The organism is Mycobacterium sp. GA-2829 (genome assembly GCF_001499965.1).
In the GTDB taxonomy this organism is placed as follows: Bacteria; Actinomycetota; Actinomycetes; order Mycobacteriales; family Mycobacteriaceae; genus Mycobacterium.
The window spans coordinates 72,662-91,637 of sequence record NZ_LQIT01000003.1 but is presented as its reverse complement, the minus strand read 5'-3'; the positions used below and the strand labels follow the sequence as shown (position 1 = coordinate 91,637).

21 protein-coding genes, 1 tRNA gene and 1 pseudogene are annotated in these 18,976 nt (G+C 69.0%); 13 read left to right on the top strand and 10 right to left on the bottom strand.

The genetic code is table 11. The features are described 5' to 3' along the window. Positions 1-49 precede the first annotated feature (49 nt). The 6 genes from AU194_RS03150 to AU194_RS03125 are packed head-to-tail and all read left to right on the top strand — an operon-like array spanning position 50 to position 7,337. Positions 50-367, top strand: a complete 318-nt coding sequence (locus AU194_RS03150) for an L-rhamnose mutarotase (protein WP_059087774.1) — start codon at positions 50-52, stop codon at positions 365-367. An 8-nt stretch (positions 368-375) separates the two neighbouring features. After that, entirely contained in the window at positions 376-1,695 is a 1,320-nt protein-coding gene (locus AU194_RS03145; protein WP_059087773.1) for an MFS transporter, read from the top strand. After that, complete coding sequence (gene rhaI / locus AU194_RS03140; protein ID WP_059087772.1) at positions 1,692-2,840, top strand: L-rhamnose isomerase; 1,149 nt, start codon at positions 1,692-1,694, stop codon at positions 2,838-2,840. Before AU194_RS03145 ends, rhaI begins: the two co-directional genes overlap by 4 nt. A 3-nt stretch (positions 2,841-2,843) precedes the next feature. Then, positions 2,844-4,877: a bifunctional rhamnulose-1-phosphate aldolase/short-chain dehydrogenase gene (locus AU194_RS03135; RefSeq protein WP_059087771.1), complete on the top strand. Its 2,034-nt coding sequence runs from the start codon at positions 2,844-2,846 to the stop codon at positions 4,875-4,877. A gap of 28 nt (positions 4,878-4,905) precedes the next feature. Next, entirely contained in the window at positions 4,906-6,345 is a 1,440-nt protein-coding gene (locus AU194_RS03130; protein WP_059087770.1) for a rhamnulokinase family protein, read from the top strand. Between the two features lie 2 nt (positions 6,346-6,347). After that, a complete protein-coding gene (locus AU194_RS03125) occupies positions 6,348-7,337 on the top strand; it encodes a LacI family DNA-binding transcriptional regulator (RefSeq protein WP_059087769.1) in 990 nt (329 codons plus the stop codon). On the opposite strand, the gene AU194_RS03120 is transcribed toward AU194_RS03125, so the two are convergent. The 3 genes from AU194_RS03120 to AU194_RS03110 are packed head-to-tail and all read right to left on the bottom strand — an operon-like array spanning position 7,334 to position 10,144. Further along, on the bottom strand, positions 7,334-7,945 hold the full coding sequence (locus AU194_RS03120; protein ID WP_059087768.1) for an LUD domain-containing protein: 612 nt from the start codon (positions 7,943-7,945) through the stop codon (positions 7,334-7,336). The genes AU194_RS03125 and AU194_RS03120 overlap by 4 nt on opposite strands. Next, entirely contained in the window at positions 7,938-9,392 is a 1,455-nt protein-coding gene (locus tag AU194_RS03115) for a LutB/LldF family L-lactate oxidation iron-sulfur protein (RefSeq protein ID WP_059087767.1), read from the bottom strand. The genes AU194_RS03120 and AU194_RS03115 overlap by 8 nt, the downstream gene beginning before the upstream one ends. Then, entirely contained in the window at positions 9,389-10,144 is a 756-nt protein-coding gene (locus tag AU194_RS03110) for a (Fe-S)-binding protein (RefSeq protein ID WP_059087766.1), read from the bottom strand. The genes AU194_RS03115 and AU194_RS03110 overlap by 4 nt, the downstream gene beginning before the upstream one ends. A gap of 85 nt (positions 10,145-10,229) precedes the next feature. On the opposite strand from AU194_RS03110, the gene AU194_RS03105 reads away from it, so the two are divergent. The 3 genes from AU194_RS03105 to AU194_RS03095 are packed head-to-tail and all read left to right on the top strand — an operon-like array spanning position 10,230 to position 12,502. Next, complete coding sequence (locus tag AU194_RS03105; protein WP_197417499.1) at positions 10,230-10,925, top strand: FadR/GntR family transcriptional regulator; 696 nt, start codon at positions 10,230-10,232, stop codon at positions 10,923-10,925. A gap of 57 nt (positions 10,926-10,982) precedes the next feature. Further along, positions 10,983-11,756 (top strand): VOC family protein, encoded by a 774-nt coding sequence (locus tag AU194_RS03100; RefSeq protein WP_059087840.1) that lies wholly within the window; start codon positions 10,983-10,985, stop codon positions 11,754-11,756. A gap of 20 nt (positions 11,757-11,776) precedes the next feature. After that, entirely contained in the window at positions 11,777-12,502 is a 726-nt protein-coding gene (locus AU194_RS03095) for a 3-keto-5-aminohexanoate cleavage protein (RefSeq protein ID WP_059087764.1), read from the top strand. On the opposite strand, the gene AU194_RS03090 is transcribed toward AU194_RS03095, so the two are convergent. Continuing rightward, positions 12,492-12,938 carry a cupin domain-containing protein gene (locus AU194_RS03090; protein ID WP_059087763.1) on the bottom strand — a complete coding sequence of 149 codons (447 nt, stop codon included), beginning with the start codon at positions 12,936-12,938 and terminating at the stop codon, positions 12,492-12,494. The two genes, AU194_RS03095 and AU194_RS03090, sit on opposite strands and share 11 nt — an antisense overlap. Before the next feature lie 97 nt (positions 12,939-13,035). Between AU194_RS03090 and AU194_RS03085 the strand changes: the two genes are divergently transcribed. Further along, a complete protein-coding gene (locus AU194_RS03085; RefSeq protein WP_059087762.1) occupies positions 13,036-13,455 on the top strand; it encodes a hypothetical protein in 420 nt (139 codons plus the stop codon). A gap of 48 nt (positions 13,456-13,503) precedes the next feature. On the opposite strand, the gene AU194_RS03080 is transcribed toward AU194_RS03085, so the two are convergent. Next, positions 13,504-13,953, bottom strand: coding sequence for an Hsp20/alpha crystallin family protein (locus AU194_RS03080; RefSeq protein WP_059087761.1), 450 nt, complete (start codon positions 13,951-13,953; stop codon positions 13,504-13,506). A 301-nt stretch (positions 13,954-14,254) separates the two neighbouring features. On the opposite strand from AU194_RS03080, the gene AU194_RS03075 reads away from it, so the two are divergent. Continuing rightward, a complete protein-coding gene (locus AU194_RS03075; protein WP_059087839.1) occupies positions 14,255-14,938 on the top strand; it encodes a GAF and ANTAR domain-containing protein in 684 nt (227 codons plus the stop codon). Between the two features lie 55 nt (positions 14,939-14,993). On the opposite strand, the gene AU194_RS32915 is transcribed toward AU194_RS03075, so the two are convergent. Both AU194_RS32915 and AU194_RS32450 read right to left on the bottom strand, forming a co-directional pair. Then, positions 14,994-15,077, bottom strand: coding sequence for a hypothetical protein (locus tag AU194_RS32915; protein WP_304438538.1), 84 nt, complete (start codon positions 15,075-15,077; stop codon positions 14,994-14,996). A gap of 4 nt (positions 15,078-15,081) precedes the next feature. Beyond that, positions 15,082-15,330 carry a 2-hydroxycarboxylate transporter family protein gene (locus tag AU194_RS32450; RefSeq protein ID WP_059087760.1) on the bottom strand — a complete coding sequence of 83 codons (249 nt, stop codon included), beginning with the start codon at positions 15,328-15,330 and terminating at the stop codon, positions 15,082-15,084. 41 nt (positions 15,331-15,371) lie between these two features. Here AU194_RS32450 and AU194_RS32940 point away from each other — a divergent pair, with 41 nt between their 5' ends. After that, positions 15,372-15,527, top strand: coding sequence for a hypothetical protein (locus tag AU194_RS32940; protein WP_369804018.1), 156 nt, complete (start codon positions 15,372-15,374; stop codon positions 15,525-15,527). On the opposite strand, the gene AU194_RS03065 is transcribed toward AU194_RS32940, so the two are convergent. Continuing rightward, positions 15,463-15,693 (bottom strand): hypothetical protein, encoded by a 231-nt coding sequence (locus tag AU194_RS03065; RefSeq protein WP_059087759.1) that lies wholly within the window; start codon positions 15,691-15,693, stop codon positions 15,463-15,465. The genes AU194_RS32940 and AU194_RS03065 overlap by 65 nt on opposite strands. A 269-nt stretch (positions 15,694-15,962) precedes the next feature. On the opposite strand from AU194_RS03065, the pseudogene AU194_RS03060 reads away from it, so the two are divergent. Next, positions 15,963-17,437 (top strand): annotated as a pseudogene (locus AU194_RS03060) (HNH endonuclease signature motif containing protein); the annotation flags it as partial. A gap of 474 nt (positions 17,438-17,911) precedes the next feature. Here the strand turns inward: AU194_RS03060 and AU194_RS03055 are convergent. Further along, positions 17,912-17,987: transfer RNA gene (locus tag AU194_RS03055), tRNA-Arg, on the bottom strand. A gap of 25 nt (positions 17,988-18,012) precedes the next feature. After that, positions 18,013-18,837, bottom strand: coding sequence for an LLM class F420-dependent oxidoreductase (locus AU194_RS03050; RefSeq protein ID WP_059087758.1), 825 nt, complete (start codon positions 18,835-18,837; stop codon positions 18,013-18,015). Positions 18,838-18,976 lie beyond the last annotated feature (139 nt).

Here is an 18,976-nt window from a genome sequence, read left to right as displayed (position 1 = left end):
GTCACGTATTGAAACGTTTCAACATGTACACGAACGCAAGGGAGCGGTCATGGACACCGAACGTGTGTGCTTCCTGCTCCACCTCAAACCCGACCGCGTCGACGACTACCTCGCCGCCCACGAACACGTGTGGCCGGAGATGCTCGACGCGCTGCGGCGCGCCGGCTGGCGCAACTACTCACTGTTCGTCCGTCTCGAGGACGGTCTTGTCGTCGGCTACTTCGAGACCGACGACTACGAGGCCGCCACCGCGGCCATGGCCGACACCGAGGTCAACGACCGGTGGCAGGCGACGATGGCCGAGTACTTCGACAACCGGCCCGATCACGCGATGGACCGACTCACCCACTATCTCCATCTACCCTGAGGATTGCCGTGAAAGTAGGAGCGCGCTCCACCACAGGCTGGAAGGCCACGATCTCGGTCGCGATGTCGAACTACATCGAGGCCGGGTCGATCATCGCGATCGCCACCAGCCTGGGCTTCTGGCAGGAGGCTTTCGGCATCAGCAACTTCGGTGTCGGGTTACTGGCGGCGTTGAGCGCCAACGCATTCGGCGCGGCCATCGGCGCGATCCTCGGCGGTCCGCTGTGTGATCGCTTCGGCCGCAAGGCGATCTACACCTACGACCTGCTGGTGTACATGGCCGGCGTGCTGGTCGCCGCCTGCGCCGTGAACTTCACCATGCTGCTGATCGGCTTCATCATCACCGGCATCGCCGTCGGCGCCGGTGTGCCCGCCTCGTGGACCTACATCGCCGAACAGGCGCCATCGGTGCAGCGGGCCAAACACGTCGGCACCGCACAGCTGGCCTGGTCGACCGGACCGCTGATCGGATTCGCGCTCGCCGCGGCGCTGGCGCCACTGGGTCTGCTCGGCTCCCGGCTGATCTTCGCCCACCTGTTCGTCGTCGCCGCGATCGTGTGGTGGGTCCGCCAGGGTCTGCAGGAGTCGCAGATCTGGCAGGACGAGGGCCGCGACGAGTCGGCGCAGGTGGCGTCCGCGGTCGGCGTGCGGGGTCTGCGGGGTCTGTTCTCTCGCAAGGTCAACATCACCGCGCTGCTGTTCCTCGGCGGCATCTACCTGTTCTGGAACACCGTCGCCGGGCAGGCCGGCATCTTCATGCCGCGGGTCTACGACACCGCGGGGCTGCACAGCGCCGTCCAGCAGAACCTGCTGCAGGTGCTGGTGTGGGGCTGCACGGTGCTCGCCACCTACTTCGGGTTCATGCGCTACGGCGACCGGATGTCGCAGAGGAAGCTCTACGTGATCGGCGCGGCGATGGGCATCGTCGGCTGGATCGTGCTGGTGGCGTTCACCGACAACGGCGTGCCGACCATGCTGATCTTCGCGGTGCTGTGGGGCATCTCCGCCGGTATCGGCGCCCAGGCCTTCTACAGCCTGTGGACCAGCGAACTGTTCGCGACCCCGTACCGGGCCAGTGCGCAGGGCGTGATGTTCTTCGTCGTCCGCACCGCCACCGGCCTGCTGTCCTACTTCTTCCCGACGATGCTCGCGGTCACCGGCCTGACCGGGGTGGGTCTGCTGCTCGTGGCCCTGCTCACCATCGCCCTGATCATCGGCGCGGTTTGGGCGCCGCAGACGCGGGGCAAGACCCTCAAACAGATCGAAGCCGAACGCTACGGCGCACCCGTCTCACCGACGGTCACCGGGAAGGCAGCTGTCACTCCATGAATCCGCTACTCGACCACCTCGCGATCGAACTGCCGTCCTGGGCGTTCGGGAACTCGGGCACCCGCTTCAAGGTCTTCGGGACGCCGGGCACCGCGCGCACCGTCGAGGAGAAGATCGCCGACGCGGCCATGGTGCACCGGATGACCGGGCTGGCCCCGACCGTCGCACTGCACATCCCGTGGGACACCGTCGACGACTACGCCGCGCTGTCGGCCTACGCCGGCGACCACGGCGTCACGCTGGGCACGATCAACTCGAACACCTTCCAGGACGACGACTACAAGTTTGGCAGCCTCACCCACACCGACAAGGCGGTGCGACAGAAGGCGATCGACCACCACCTGCACTGCATCGAGGTGATGAACCAGACCGGGTCGCGCGACCTCAAGGTGTGGCTGGCCGACGGCACCAACTACCCCGGCCAGGGGGACATCCGCGGACGTCAGGAGCGGCTGGCCGAATCGCTGGCCACCATCTACCAGCACATCGGCCCCGACCAGCGGATGGTGTTGGAATACAAGTTCTTCGAGCCGGCGATGTACATGACCGACGTGCCGGACTGGGGCACCTCGTATGCACACGTCACCGCGCTGGGGGAGCGGGCGATGGTCTGCCTCGACACCGGCCACCACGCGCCGGGCACCAACATCGAGTTCATCGTCGCCCAACTGCTGCGACTCGGCCGGCTGGGCTCGTTCGACTTCAACTCGCGGTTCTACGCCGACGACGACCTCATCGTCGGCGCGGCCGACCCGTTCCAGCTGTTCCGGATCATGTTCGAGGTGCTGCGCGGCGGCGGGCTCGCCCCGCAGTCCGGGGTCGCGTTCATGCTGGACCAGTGCCACAACATCGAGGCCAAGATCCCTGGCCAGATCCGGTCCGTGCTCAACGTGGCTGAGATGACGGCACGTGCGCTGCTCGTCGACACCGATGCGCTGACCGCCGCGCAGGAAGCCTCGGATGTGTTGGACGCCAACGCGATCGTCATGGACGCGTTCTACACCGATGTGCGGCCGATGCTCGCGCAGTGGCGCACCGAACGGGGCCTGCCCGCCGACCCGATGGCGGCCTACGCCGAATCGGGCTATCAGGAGACCATCGCCGCCGACCGCGTCGGCGGTACGCAATCGAGCTGGGGAGCATGACGCATGCCTGACACCGTGACCGAACTGATCGAACGCTCCAACCGACTGGGCGCCGACCCGAAGAACACCAACTACGCCGGCGGCAACACCTCGGCGAAGGGCACCGAGACCGACCCGGTGACCGGGCAACCCGTGGAGTTGTTGTGGGTCAAGGGATCCGGCGGCGACCTCGGCACCCTGACCGAGAAGGGCCTGGCCGTGCTGCGGCTGGATCGGATGCGTGCCCTCGTCGACGTCTACCCGGGCGTGGAACGCGAGGATGAGATGGTCGCCGCGTTCGACTACTGCCTACACGGACGCGGCGGGGCCGCCCCCTCGATCGACACCGCGATGCACGGCCTGGTCGACGCCGCCCACGTCGATCACCTCCACCCCGACTCCGGCATCGCGCTGGCGACCGCCGCCGACGGGGAAGCGTTGACCAAGCAGATCTTCGGCGACCGGGTGGTGTGGGTGCCCTGGCGGCGGCCCGGCTTCCAGCTCGGCCTCGACATCGCCGAGATCAAACGCGCCAACCCCCAGGCGATCGGCACGATCCTCGGCGGACACGGGATCACCGCGTGGGGTGAGACGTCGGCCGAGGCCGAGGCGCACTCGCTGGAGATCATCGAGACCGCCGAACGCTACATCGCCGAGAACGGCCGCCGGTATCCGTTCGGCACCCCGATCGACGGCTACGGCGCTCTGCCCGACGCACGGCGCCGCGCCAAGGCCGCCGCGCTCGCCCCGTACCTGCGGGGTCTGGCGTCCACCGACAAGCCGCAGGTCGGTCACTTCACCGACGATCCGCGGGTGCTCGAATTCCTCAGCTGCGGTGAGCATCCGCGGCTCGCGGCGCTCGGTACCAGCTGCCCGGACCACTTCCTGCGGACCAAGGTCAAGCCGCTAGTGCTCGACCTGCCTGCCGACGCATCGGTCGAGGACTGCAAGGCGCGGCTGGCTGAACTGCACACCGCCTACCGCGACGACTACCGCGCCTACTACGAGCGGCACGCGACCGCCGACAGTCCCGCGATGCGCGGCGCCGACCCGGCGATCGTGCTGATCCCCGGTGTCGGGATGTTCAGCTACGGCAAGGACAAGCAGACCGCCCGGGTGGCCGGCGAGTTCTACCTCAACGCGATCAACGTGATGCGCGGAGCCGAGGCGATCTCCACCTACGCGCCGATCGACGAGGCGGAGAAGTTCCGCATCGAGTACTGGGCGCTCGAAGAAGCCAAGCTGCAGCGCATGCCCAAGCCGAAGCCGCTGGCCACCCGCATCGCACTGGTGACCGGCGCGGCCTCGGGGATCGGCAAGGCCATCGCCACCCGGCTGGCCGCCGAGGGCGCATGCGTGGTGATCGCCGACCTCGACGCCGAAAAGGCCACTGCCGCAGCAGAAGAACTCGGGACCAGCGACGTGGCGGTGGGCATCGCCGCCGACGTCACCGACGAGGCGGCGGTGCAGGCGGCGATCGACGCGACGGTGCTGGCGTTCGGCGGGATCGACATCGTCGTCAACAACGCCGGGCTGTCGCTGTCGAAGGCGCTGCTGGAGACCACCGCCGCGGACTGGGATCTGCAGCACAACGTGATGGCCCGCGGGTCGTTCCTGGTGTCCAAGGCCGCGGCGAAGGCGCTCATCGACCAGGGGCTCGGCGGCGACATCATCTACATCTCGTCGAAGAACTCGGTGTTCGCCGGCCCCAACAACATCGCGTACTCGGCGACCAAGGCCGACCAGGCCCACCAGGTCCGGTTGCTCGCCGCCGAACTCGGTGAGCACGGCATCAAGGTCAACGGCATCAACCCCGACGGTGTGGTGCGCGGCTCCGGCATCTTCGCCGGCGGCTGGGGTGCCAAACGTGCTGCGGTGTACGGGGTTCCGGAGGAGGAACTGGGCGCCTACTACGCGCAGCGCACGCTGCTCAAGCGGGAGGTGCTGCCGGAGAACGTCGCCAACGCCGCGTTCGCGCTGTGCACGTCGGACTTCTCGCACACCACCGGATTGCACGTCCCGGTCGATGCGGGCGTCGCCGCGGCCTTCCTGCGATGAGCGCTTGCGCGAAGAGCCGAGGATACCGATGAGTCAGGTCGCCGCGGTCGACCTCGGCGCCACCAGCGGCCGGGTCATGCTCGCCGACATCGGCCCGGGCCACCTCGACATGGCGGCGGTCGCGCGCTTCCCGAACGATCCGGTTCGGGTGTGGAACGGCCGACGGAACGCGTTGCACTGGAACATCACCGGGCTCTACGACCAGGTGTGCCGGGGGCTGACCGCAGCCGCGAAGGCGGCCGACGACCTGGCGGGCATCGGCGTCGACTCGTGGGCGGTGGACTACGGGTTGCTGCGCGACGGCCGACTGCTCGGCACCCCGCACCACTACCGCGACGACCGCACCGCCACCGGCGTCGACCTCGTGCACGCCGTCGTCAGCCCCGACGAGTTGTACCGGCGCCACGGAATCCAGTTCCTGCCGTTCAACACCGTCTACCAGCTGGCCGTGGAACGCGTCGACGGGCTGCTCGACTCCGCCGACACCGTGCTGCTGATCCCCGACCTGATCAACTACTGGCTGACCGGCCGCGCCGCCGCGGAGCGGACGAACGCCTCCACCACCGCGCTGCTCAGCCTCGACGGTGCCTGGGACACCACCGTGATGCAACGGATGGGTCTGCGGCCCAGCCTGTTCCGCGAGTTGGTCGAACCGGGCACCGTACTCGGTCCGGTACAGCCCTCGGTCGCGGAAGCGTTGAGCCTCGACCGAGGTGTCCGGGTGGTGGCGGTCGGCTCGCACGACACCGCCTCGGCGGTCGCCGCGGTCCCGATGCAACCCGACCGGTCCGCCTACATCTCGTGCGGCACCTGGGGTCTGGTCGGCGTGGAGCTGCCCGAGCCGGTGGTCACCGAGGAGAGCCGCAGCGCCAACTTCACCAACGAGATCGGCGTCGAGGGCCGGGTGCGGTTCCTGCGCAACGTGATGGGGACATGGCTGCTGTCCGAGACCGTGCGCCAGTACGAACGCGACGGCGTCCCCGCCGATCTGGCGGTCCTGCTCGAGCAGGCCGCCGCCGCCCCCGCGCCGGCCGAGGTTTTCGACACCGACGACCCACGGTTCCTGCCGCCGGGCGACATGCCCGCCCGCATCACCTCGTGGTACCGCGAACGCGGCCTGCCCGAACCCGACGGCCCGGCCGCGATGGTCCGCGCGATCGTCGAGAGTCTCGCCGCCGCGTTCGTTGTCGCGGTCGACACGGCCGCCAGGCTCTCTGGGGTCGATGTCGCGGCCGTGCACATGGTCGGGGGCGGCTGCCGGAACACGCTGCTGTGTCAGCTGACCGCCGATCGGCTCGGTAGACCGCTGCTCGCCGGGCCGGTGGAGGCCACCGCCCTGGGCAACGTGCTGCTCACCGCGCGCGCCACCGGACTGGTCGACGGTGACCTCGAAGCACTTCGTGGCCTTGTCGCAACCCGGTTCCCTGCCGTGCGCTACGTCCCGTCTGGTGCAATGGTGTCGTGGTGAGCATGCGGGAGGTGGCCGCTGCGGCGGCTGTCTCCGTCGGCACGGTGTCCAATGTGTTGAATTCCCCTGACAAGGTGGCCCCCGGCACCGTCGCGCGTGTGCACGCGGCGATCGAGGAACTCGGCTTCGTCCGCAACGACGCCGCACGTCAACTCAAGGCCGGCCGGTCCCGCAGCGTGGGGTTGGTGGTGCTCGACGTCGGCAACCCGTTCTTCACCGACATCGCGCGCGCCGCCGAACATCGCGCCGCCGAACACAATCTGACCCTGCTGCTCGGCACCTCCGACGACGATCCCCGCCGCGAGCGGGCCTACCTGGATGCCTTCGACGAGCAACGGGTATTCGGCCTGCTGGTGTCCCCGATCGGCGACGACCTCGACCGGTTGCGCGCCTCGCGGCGGCGCGGCACCCCGGTGGTGCTGGTCGACCGCGACGGGAGCGGCACCCCGTTCGACTCGGTGGCCGTCGACGACGTGGCGGGCGGCCGGCTGGCCGTCGACCATCTGTGCGGAATCGGCCGTCGCCGAATCGCGTTCGTGAGCGGTCCGCGCGAGCTGCGCCAGGTGCGCGACCGGTTGCGCGGTGCCCGTGAGGCGGTCGCCGACGTCCCCGGCGCCACCATCGAGGTCATCGAGGCCCCGGCGCTGACGGTGCTCGAGGGCCGCGCGGTGGGGGAGCGGTTGCGGGAACGGCCGCCGGGGCGCAGGCCGGACGCGGTGTTCTGCGCCAACGATCTGCTCGCGATCGGGGTGTTGCAGGCGCTGGCGCTGATGGGCGACATCCGTGTGCCCGACGACATCGCGCTGGTCGGTTACGACGACATCGATTTCGCGCGGTCGGCCGTGGTGCCGTTGACCTCGGTCCGTCAGCCCACCCGCGGGATCGGGACGTCGGCGGTCGATCTGCTCCTGGCCGCCGCCGACGAGGGCAGTGCGCACGAACCCGAACACATCGTGTTCCAGCCCGAACTCGTGACTCGCGACTCGGCCTAACCGTCGACGAGCAGTACGTCGAGGGTGCGCGGACCGTGCACCCCTTCGACCCGGTTCAGTTCGATGTCGCTGGTCGCACTCGGCCCGGAGATGAACGTCAACGGCCGCGCCGGGTCGAGCGCCGCGAACGCCTGCGGCACGGTGTCGACGATCTGGCGGGTGAACACCACGCAGATGTGATGGTCGGGGATCAACGTCAGTGCGCGTCTGCCCTGGGCGAACCCGGCGTCGAGCACGATCGTGCCTGTCGCGGCGATCCCCACCGCGCACCCGGTCACCACGGCGTCGGCCTCGTCGAGGTCGGCGTTGGACAGTGGCGGTGCGTCGCGGAGCACGTCGAGGCCGTCGACCCATTCGGCGGGTACGTCGGCGGGTACCGCCACCCGGCCCTCCCGCGGGACCAGCGACGCGACGGCGGGCGCCACCGCGCCCATGACCCGGCGCACCCGCGCCCGGTACTCGCCGACCGTCTCGGCGAACCGTTCGACATCGCCCGGTCCCCGCAGCGGTGCGTGGTCGTAGTCGCGCGGAACGGTCACCGGCGCTGGCGGTGCACCGGCCAGTGCGCCCCGGATGCGGCCCAGCACAACATCTCTGGCGTCAGCCATGGGTCCGGCTCCACCACTGCCGGAACGTCTCGGCCGGCGGTGCGGGCATGTCCCGGCTGGCCGTCCAATTCGACCCCGGCCACGGCAGGTTCGTGATGCGGTGATCGGCGTTGGCGACCAACCGACCCGCGGCCAACGCCTTCTCCGCCAGCCCGAACCGCCGCGGCGAGGCCATCGCCCACGAGGCGGCCTTCATCGCCAGATCCTGGCCGCCGGGGATCCCGCCGCGCTCTTGGTCTACCGTCTTCGCCCGCAGGTGCACGAGTATCGACGGGATGTCGATGCGCACCGGGCAGGCGTCGAAACACGCCCCGCACAGCGACGAGGCGTACGGCAGTGAGGAATTCGGGTCGACGTGGCCCGCGGTCCCGGTGAGCTGCGGGGACAGGATCGCCCCGATCGGCCCCGGATAGACCGAACCGTAGGCGTGCCCGCCGGTGCGCTCGTACACCGGGCACACGTTGAGGCAGGCGCTGCACCGGATGCAGTGCAGCGCAGCGCGTCCCACCTCGTCGGCGAGCACACCCGTGCGGCCGTTGTCGAGCAGCACCAGGTGGAATTCCTGCGGGCCGTCGCCCTCGTGCACCCCGGTCCACATCGAGGTGTAGGGGTTCATCCGCTCAGCGGTCGAGGATCGCGGCAGCAACTGCATGAACACCTCGAGGTCGGTGAACCGCGGCACCACCTTCTCGATCCCCATCACGGTGATCAGGGTCTGCGGCAGCGTCAGGCACATCCGGCCGTTGCCCTCGGATTCGACGACGGCGAGCGTACCCGTCTCGGCCACACCGAAATTCGCGCCGCTGACCGCGACCTTCGCCGACAGGAACTTGCGCCGCAGGTGCGCCCGCGCCGCCATGGCCAGCACGCGCGGTTCGTCGGTCAGATCCGTCGCACCGGGCATCTCGCGTTCGAAGATCTCGCGGATCTCCGCGCGGTTGCGGTGGATGGCCGGGACCAGGATGTGGCTCGGCTTGTCGTGTCCGAGTTGGACGATCAGCTCCGCGAGGTCGGTCTCCACCGCGGCGATGCCGATCGATTCGAGGTACTCGTTGAGGCCGATCTCCTGGGTGGCCATCGATTTGACCTTGACCACCTCGTCGGCGCCCGCGGCGCGGGTCAGCTCACCGACGATGCGGTTGGCCTCGTCGGCGTCCCGCGCCCAGTGCACCACGCCGCCGCGGGCGGTGACGTTGCGTTCGAGTTCGGTGAGCAGTTCGGGTAGCCGCGCCATCACGTCCTGTTTGAGCGCGCTGCCCGCCGCCCGCAGCTCCTCCCAGTCGGCGCATTCGGCGACCGCGTTGAGGCGTTTGGTGCGGATGGTCCGCGTCGCGTGACCGACGTTTCGGCGCATCTGGGTGTCGCGCAACGCTTTCCGGGCGGCCCGCGGGAATGGCTCGTCCCCGCGCAGGTTGCCGGTTCCGGGGGTGCCGAGGAACGTGCTCATCGGGCACCCGCCACCGCGTCGTCGGTGGCGGCGAGGATCTCGGCGAGGTGCACGGTGCGCACCCCGGACCGGATCCGGCTCAACCCGCCCCCGATGTGCATCAGGCACGAGGAGTCCCCGGCGCTGCAGATCTCCGCGCCGGAGTCGATGACGTGGGCCATCTTGTCGGCGAGCATGGCCGTGGAGGTGTCGGCGTTCTTCACCGCGAACGTCCCGCCGAATCCGCAACAGGATTCGGCGTCGTCGAGTTCGATCAGAGTCAGCCCGCGCACGTGGCGCAGCAGTTCCAGCGGTTTGTCGCCCACCCGCAGCATCCGCAGCGAGTGGCAGGTCGGGTGGTAGGTGACCCGGTGCGGGTAGTAGGCGCCGACGTCGCGGACGCCCAGCACGTCGACGAGGAATTCGGAGAGTTCGTAGGTGCGCGCGGCGATCGCCTCGGCCCGCGCGGCCAACCGCTCGTCGCCGGCGCGGCGGGCCACCATCGCGTGCTGGTGGCGGACCGAACCCACACACGACCCCGACGGCGCGACGGCGGCCTCGCAGCCGGCCTCCTCGAACACCTCGACGTGGTGGCGCACCAGCGCCGTCGCCTCGTCGAGATAGCCGGTGTTGACGTGCATCTGACCGCAGCAGGTCTGTTTGTCCGGAAAGACGACGTCATGGCCGAGCCGCTCGAGCAGGCGGACGGTGGCGATGGCGGCCTGCGGGAACATGGCGTCGGCGAGACAGGTCGCGAACAGGGCGATACGCATGACACTCCGGGGCTGGTCGGTGTGGTCTGACCACAGTACGACAATGTGGTCCGACCACACCAGTGCGGATGGTTATCCTCATCGCATGCGCGCCCACGAACTGGTGCTCGAGCGGATCGAGCGTGACCTCGCCGACGGCGCGCTGGCGGTCGGTGACCGGCTGCCGGGCGAGCGCGCGCTGGCCGAGGAACTGTCGGTGAGCCGTTCCTCGGTGCGGGAGGCGATCCGCGTGCTGGAGGCGATGGGGGTGGTGCGCACCGCGGTGGGTTCCGGTCCCGAGGCCGGCGCGATCGTCGTCGCCGATCCGGGCAGTTCCATGGGGTCGGCGCTGCGGTTGCACATGGCGACCCGCCACCTGCCGATCGCCGACCTCGTCGACACCCGAATCCTGCTGGAGAGCTGGGCGTTACGCGAGGCCGCCGACCGTGATCCGCGCCCGGACCTCACCGCGCTCGAGGCCACCCTCGACGCGATGGACGATCCGGCGCTGACCCCCGACGAATTCCTGCGCCTTGATTCGGCGTTCCACGTGGCCATGGCCGGGCTGGCGGGCAATGTCGTGGTGGCGGCGATGATGGCGGCCCTGCGCGACTCCATCCACGGCTACGTCGTCGCCGGGGTGCCGCTGCTCACCGACTGGTCGGACGTCGCGGCGACGCTGCGGTGCGAACACCGTGCGATCCTGTCGGCGGTGCGCCGCGGGCACGGCGCCAAGGCGGGCGACCTCGTCGATGCGCACATCCGCGGCTATTTCGACCTGATCAAACGTCCCCTGCGATGAGTTTCGCGCGCACCGGTGGTCGACACCGGTGACCGCATCACCGACAAGGAGACTCACGTGCCCGTTCGTACCACCGCCCCGTTGGGCGCCCCCACCTGGATCGACCTGTCCACCTCCGACATGGACCGTGCCCAGCAGTTCTACGGGGCGGTGTTCGGGTGGACCTTCACCAGCCCGGGCCCCGAGTACGGCGGCTACGTCAACGCCTCGCGCGACGGGCACCCGGTCGCCGGGTTGATGCCCAAACACCCGGACTACGACGGCCCCGATGGCTGGATCACCTACCTGCACACCGCCGACATCGTCGCCGCCGTCGCCGCGGCGACCGCGGCGGGCGCGACCACTTGCGGCAGCGTGATGGACGTCCCCGCCAAGGGCAGGATGACCCTGCTCACCGACCCCGCCGGCGGGTTCGTCGGACTGTGGCAGCCCGGCGGGCACAGCGGCTTCGAAGTGACCGGTGAACACGGCGCACCCGCCTACCACCAGTTGACGACGCGCGACTTCGGCGCCGCGCTCGACTTCTACCGGCAGGTCTTCGGCTGGCAGTGCCAGACCGTCTCCGACACCGACGAATTCCGCTACGCCACCGCCACATTCGATGGTGCTGCGCTAGTCGGTGTGATGGACGGCAGGCCGTATCTCGGCCAGGATGCACCGTCGGACTGGGCGTTCTTCCTCGGCAGCGACGACGTCGACAAGACGGTCGAGTTGATCCTCGACAACGGCGGCAGCGTGGTGCGGCCGGCCGAGGACACCCCGTACGGCCGGTTGGCCGCCGTGGCCGATCCGACGGGTGCGGGTTTCAACCTCACGTCGCTCGACGGCTGACTTATGGCCAAGATGGGGGTATGTCGAGTTCCCCCGTCTACGTCCAGGCGTGCATCAACGGTGCCCGCACCCCCGACGCGCACCCCGCCCTCCCGGTCACGCCCGACGAGCTGGCCGCGGCCGCCGTCGCCGCGCACCGGGCGGGTGCGCAGTCGGTGCACCTGCACCCGAAGGGTCCCGACGGTGCCGACTCACTCGACCCCGAGGTCGTCGCCGCGGCGGTCACCGCGGTCCGGCATGCGGTCCCGGGGCTGCCGCTCGGGGTGACGACGGGATTCTGGGCGCTGCCGGATGCGCAGCGTCGGCACCGCACCGTCGACAGCTGGTCGGTGCTGCCGGACTTCACCTCGCTCAACTGGCACGAGCCGGGGTCCCCCGAGTTGGCGCGCCTGCTGCTGAGCAAGGGCCTCGGCGTCGAGGTCGGCATCTTCCACGCCGAGGCCGCCGAGTCGTGGGCGGCCTCGGAGGTGGCCCCGCACTGTCTGCGGGTGATGATCGAACTGCAGGCCGACGAGGACGTCGCCACCGCCGACGCGCTGCTCGACATCGTGCGGTCGGCGGGGTCACCGGCGCCGGTGCTGCTGCACGGCCTCGACGAAAGTTGTTGGCCTCTACTCGAACACGCAGGCAGGCGCGATCTGCAGACGCGGATCGGGCTGGAGGACACGCTGCGGCTGCCCGACGGTGAGACCGCACCGGACAACGCGGCGCTGGTCGCCGCGGCGCTGGACTTGCTCAGTCGGTGACGGCGCCGAGTTCGAAGTCGGCGAAGTCGAAGCCGGGCACCACCACGCAGCTGACCAGGCTGGGCTCGTCGTCGCGGGGACGCGCGCGCTGCCAGTGCCGAGGCGGCACGATGAGCTGCGGGTGTTCCCCGGCGTCGATGTCCCCGCCGAGCAGATGTGTTGTCGCCGAATCGTGTTCGGGTCCCATCTCGAGGAGCAAGGGGCTGCCGCGGTGGTACAGCCAGAGTTCGGCACTGCGGACGGTGTGCCACGCCGACTGCTGACCCGGCATGAGCAGGAACAGGATCGCGGTGCCCGCGCTGCGGGGGCCCGTGTAGTCCGGGGGCAGGGCCGCCTGGGTGACCGTCAGATCGCTGCGCCAGGTCTCGCGGTACCAGCCGCCCTCCGGATGTGGCGACAGGTCCAGCCGTTGCGCCCACGCCGGGAGATCACTCATCGCATGCACCGCCTTGGTCGCCGCCTGGTCGAGGTCACCTCAGCCTAGAGATCGCGCGCCCGATGGTCGATTGCGACGCACCCGCTACGCTCGTCGCATGCTGCGTCCCGGATGGCTCGTCGCGCTGTGCGCGACCGTGCTGGCGGTAAGTGCGTGGTTGCCGTGGCTGACCACCACCGCCGACGGGGGCGGGCGTGCCAGTGCGATCGGCGGGACGGCTGGGAGCCTGGTGCTGCCGCCTCGCTTCGGCGCCGGACAGTTGATCGTGCTACTGGCCGCGGTTCTGGTGGTTGCGGGCGCGATGGCCGCGCGAGGGCTGTCCGAACGTTCGGCAGCCGTTGCGGCCGTTGCGGTTTCGCTGCTGATCGTCGGAATGACGGTGTGGTACTACCGCATCAACGTGCAGAATCCGGTCGAACCCGCCTACGGACTCTACATCGGTGCCGGCGCGGCGGTCGCCGCCGTGCTGTGCTCGGTGTGGTCCCTGATCGCAGCGATGTCGCGCAGCGCGCGCTAGACACGACGCGGCCGCGGACGCGGGGCCCGCGGCCTGCCGGTGGTGTCGTTATTCGGCGTCGACGGTGGTCGGCTGAATGGACTTCTGGCCGCCGCCGTGGGCGACGTCGATCTTGCGCGGTTTGGCGCGTTCGGCCATCGGGATGGTGACGGTCAGTACGCCGTTCTCGTAGGTCGCCGAAATCGCGGCCGTGTCAACACCCTCGCCGAGCGACAGCTGCCGCCGGTAGGTACCGAAGAACCGCTCGCTGGCGAGCCATTGCGCGGATTCGTCGGACCGGGCGGTGCGGTGCGCGGAGATGGTGAGGGTGCCGTTGTCGACATTGACGTCGACCGAACCGGGATCAACACCGGGCAGATCAGCGGTCAGCACGTAGTGGTCGTCGATCTTGCAGAGGTCCATCGGCATGAACCGTGGAGTGCGGTTTGATCCGGTCTGGCTGCTCAGCAAACCCCGGGTCCACGTGTCCAGATCACTGAACGGATCAAAGCGAAGCACAGCAATCCACCTCCTCGTCGATCCGAAAGCCCGCCACCCTGGCGGGCAGCCAATCACTGTGCGCTGCCCAGATTAGCACTCTCTGCTTGAGAGTGCTAGATGCCCACTGCGGGAATTTTTCCGGGATCAGGGCTGGTCAGAGACGTTTCGGGCGGCCCCGTCAGCTCGTGGTCTGAACCGACGAGACCTGGGCGAGTGTGGTGGTCGACCGCCACACTCACCTGCGCGGGTCCATGCCCGTCGCTGCAACATCACAAACGTTCTCGGTGTGCGTATCGGCCGGATCGGGAAGACTGCCGTCATGGCCCACCCCGAGACCCACGAGCTCGCCAGGCGCATGGCGGACTTGGCGCGCACCCTGGCGCAGCCCAGTGACCTCGATGCGATCCTGTCCGGCGCCACCGCGGCGGCCAAGGAACTCATCCCGGGAGTCGACGCTGCCGGGATCCTGCTCATCGGTCGCGGCGGCCAGTTCGAATCCGTCTCCCAGGTCACCGAACTGCCGCACAAGCTCGACGAGCTGCAGATGAGGTACAACGAGGGGCCGTGCGTGCAGGCCGCGCTCGACGACGTCGTGGTGCGTACCGACGACTTCCGCAACGAGACCCGCTGGCCGAAGTATGCGCCCGCGTGTGTCGAGATCGGGGTCCTCAGTGGGCTGTCGTTCAAGCTCTACACCGCCGAGCGGACGGCCGGCGCGCTGAATCTGTTCGGGTTCCGTCCCAATGTGTGGGACAGCGAAGCTGAGACCATCGGCACGGTGCTGGCCGCCCACGCCGCCGCGGCGCTGCTCGCCCACCGCGAGGGCGAACAATTGAAGTCGGCGCTGTCTTCGCGGGACCGGATCGGTCAGGCGAAGGGCATCATCATGGAGCGGTACAAGGTCGACGACGTGCAGGCGTTCGAGATGATGCGGCGGCTGTCCCAGGACAGCAACAAGAAGCTGACCGAGATCGCCCAGCAGGTCATCGACACCCGCGGGTGAAGTACCGACGGCCAGCCCACGGAGTCCGCGTGGTGGCCGTCGTAACGGGGTCTGCTCAGAGCAGCAGCGGTCCCAGCAGCGAGAGCGTGAGGACGACGAGTCCGCCGCCGATGCGCGACGAGATCGACAGGAACGGCAGCAGTTCAAGGCGGTTCGACGCGCCGAGGACCGCGAGGTCGCCTGCTGACGGCCACCAGCACCGCGGGGATGAACGCGTTGGCCACCATGCGATAACAGAGGTCAGCGGCGTCGACGATCCTGTCCGGGGACGGGAAGACCTTGGCCACCGCGCACATGATGATCAGGATGACGTAGCTGTGGATCTGCGGGATGAAGCCCGAGATCGCGTTGGCGACCACGAACAGCACGCCGGCGATGAAGAACCCGGTCACAGTGCTGTTGTGCGCACCACCATTTGGAGATCGTCCACGCGATGGAGCGCCGCGACCCGGACTGGGTGGAGTCGATCATGCGGGCGCACATCCGGCGCGGTCGCGGGCGTGCCGCCGCGCTGACGTTCCCGATCAGTGGCGGTGGTCGTGCTTCCAGTGGCCATTGCCGTGGCCACGGGGGCCGTCGTGCCAGTTGACCCAGTTCGGGGTGTCGACGCAGGCGTAGGCGAAGCCGTACGGACCACTGACGCAGACATCCGGTCCCGCGGACGCGGGTGCGGCGCCGGCGAGAGCCACGCCGACGGGAAGCGCTGCTGCGCCGATCGACAGAGCCACGGTCTTCAGCATCTTCGAAGCGATCACGTAGGCCAGCTTAGTCCTGCTATCTTTCAGCGAACAACCTTGTGGTGCTTACGCTTTCGTCAATTGCCATTATGTCGCCGAGACTGCGCGGAGATCACGGTTCCGCCCGCAAACGTGATCTGACGGCAGACTCGGCGAACGGGGAAGTGCTCATCGAGCACACCCGCCCCTTGCCCCCTTGGATGAACCGTCGGCCTGACACGCCAACTGTCACCGATGTCCTGAGGCTGCATCGTATCTGTGCAGGTAGTGGGCTTGTCGGTGGTCGAATGTATGTTCGGGGTATGTCGGGTGAGGACCTGCAGGACGCGATCGCCGCGCTGGATGCCGCGGTCGATCAGCTGGCTGCCTGCCAGGTGGATCTGCTGACCCGCCCCGACCTGATCGCCGCCCTGGACACACTGGAAAACCTCGGCTGCCGCCTGCCCGCGGTGCGTCACCGCCTGCTGGCCCGCCTCCAGGTCGAGGCCACACCCCGACAGCTAGGCGCCAAATCCTGGAAAGAAGTGCTGCGGGTCCGCTGGCGGCTCTCCGGCAGAGAAGCCCACCGACGCCTCACCGACGCCGCCCTGTTGGCGCCACGACCGGCGGTGTCGGGGCCGGCGCTGCCGCCGGTGTTGCCGGCGACCGCCGCCGCCCAGCAGCAGGGGTTGATCACCGCCGAACACGTCGAGAAGATCCGTCACTAGGTCAACGACCTGCCCCCGTGGGTGGATGCGGTCACCCGCGACCAGTTCGAGGTCAACCTGGTGCGCATCGCCCTCGGCGTCGGCCCCAAAGAACTCGAAGAGGCCGCTAAACGGTTGGTGTTCCTGCTCGACCAGGACGGCCCCGAACCCGACGACACCGAACGGGCCCGCAAGCGTGGGGTCACCCTCACCGGACAGCGCCGCGACGGCATGGTCGGACTACTCGGTTCGTTGACCCCGGAGCTGGCGGCGATGTGGGAGGTGATCTTCGCCAAGTTCGCCGCCCCCGGCATGTGCAACCCCGATGATCCCGAACCGTGTGTGTCCGGGACCCCGACCCAGGCGCAGATCGACAACGACTTCCGCAGCCCCGCCCAGCGTCGCCACGATGCGATGGTGGCGGTCGTCCGGATCGCGTTGATGAGTGGGGATCTCGGCCAGTTGAATGGGCTACCGGTGTCGGTGATCGTGCGCACCACCCTGCAAGACCTGGAATCCCGCGCCGGGGTCGCCACCACCGGCGGCGGGACGATCATCCCGATCAAAGACGTGATCCGCATGGCCGCCCACGCCAACCACTACCTGGCGATCTTCGACCAAGCGACCGGGTCGGCGTTGGATCTGTTCCGCACCAAGCGGACGGCCTCGCCCGCGCAGCGGATCATGCTGACCGCCCGTGACGGGGGCTGCACCAAATTCGGCTGCACCATCGGCGCCTACGGCTGCCAGGTCCATCACGCCGACAAAGACTGGGGCGAGGGTGGGAACACCAACATCAACGACCTCGGCCTGGCGTGCGGAACCGATAATCGCGACGTCAAAGACGGCGGCTGGACCACCCGCGTCAACGACCAACACGAGGTCGAATGGATCCCCCAGCGGATTTGGACACCGGCCAAGCCCGCGTCAACACCTACCACCGCCCCGAACGCCTCCTCGCCGACGACGACGAGGGTGACGACGACAACACCGGCGACACGGAGCAGGCCACAGCCCTGGTGACCGACCAAACCGCCAACCCCGTGACATCGCCGGAGCCCGTTGAGGCCAACGACATCGGCGACGCGGCGTTGAACGCTGACGAGGTCCGAGAGACCGGCCACGAGCAGACCGCTGCCCCGGTGGCCGCCGTCGACGAGACCCGGCCCGTGAAGCAAGACGAGCCGACCCAGTCCGCCGACGAACCCGGGGAACCCGGCGACACCGTTGCATCACCGGAACCGGCTGACGTCAATGACATCACCGACATGGAGCTCAACGCGGACGAGGTCCACGAGACCCTCCACATGCAGATCACTGCCTTGATGGCCGATGCGGCCTTCTACTCGGAAGACCCCACCACATCGCAAACCGACGCCGACGAGCCTGTCCCCGCGGAGCCGGACGAGCCCACCCGGCCCGCCGACAACCCCGGCGAACCCGGCGGCCCAGCACCACCCCAACATCGAGCGGCCTGACGGGCCGAAGGCCGCGCCGGATTACCGCGGACCCCGAAATCGGTCCGCAGAAACTCCGGTGCAAAACACACCTGGTGCCCCCGGCAGGATTCGAACCTGCGACACCGGCTTTAGGAGAGCCGTGCTCTATCCCCTGAGCTACGGGGGCGACCCGTGGAGCTTACCGTCCCGCCTCACCTCAGCTGCGCGATCACCTTCGCGAACGCCTGCGCGTGCGGCGCCTGCACGATGACATAGGAGATGCCGTAGCGGTCCCGGTATCCGCGCAACCGGTCCGCCATGTCCTGCGCCGTCCCCGCCAGCACCCCGGGATGGCGCAGCAACTGCTCATCGGACAGCCCGGGCAGGGCGCGGCGAGGGATCTTCAGATCGGGGCGGCCGGAGTCGTCGAGCGGCATCGCGGTGATCGCGACATTGAGCTCCAGCGCGTCGAACCGGTCACCGGCCGCCGCGCGGACGAACGCGACGCGCTCGGCCAGCGGATCGTCATCGCCCGAGGCCGCCCGGTCACCGCCGGTCAGCCCGACGATGTCGGCGTGCCGGGCCGCCACCGTCAGCAGGCGGTCGCCGTTGCCCGCGATCATGACCCGCACCCCTGGCACGTGTTCACGCAGATAACGGGTCACATGCTCGAGGTGCTCCACCCGTTCGCGCGCCGTCGGGAATCGCAGTTCGGCGGCCTCGAACTCCCGGCGCACGTACCCCGCGCCCAATCCCAGCTCGAACCGATCGCCGGACAGGTCCCGCAGCGCCGCCACGTCGCGGGCCAGCAGGGCGGGCCGATAGAACCCCGCGTTCAGCACGAACGTCCCCAGGCGCAGGGTCGAAGTGGCCGCGGCCGCTGCGGTCAGCACCGGGAACGGCGCGGGCGCCCCGAGGTGGTCGGGTACGTGCAGGACGTCGAAGCCGAAGTCCTCGGCCCGGCGCGCCGCGTCCTGCACCTGCGCCAGCGACACCGCCGAATGCAGCCCGACACCGAACCGGAAGTCCGAGACCATCACCGGATCTTATGCAGGCCGGAGAAAATCGATGTTTGATCCACACATCCAGGGGTTACTAATGATCCGCACACCGCACCGCGGCGGTGACAACCGAAAAGCCACACCGAGATCCGGCCCGTCGTGAGTACGCCCGACG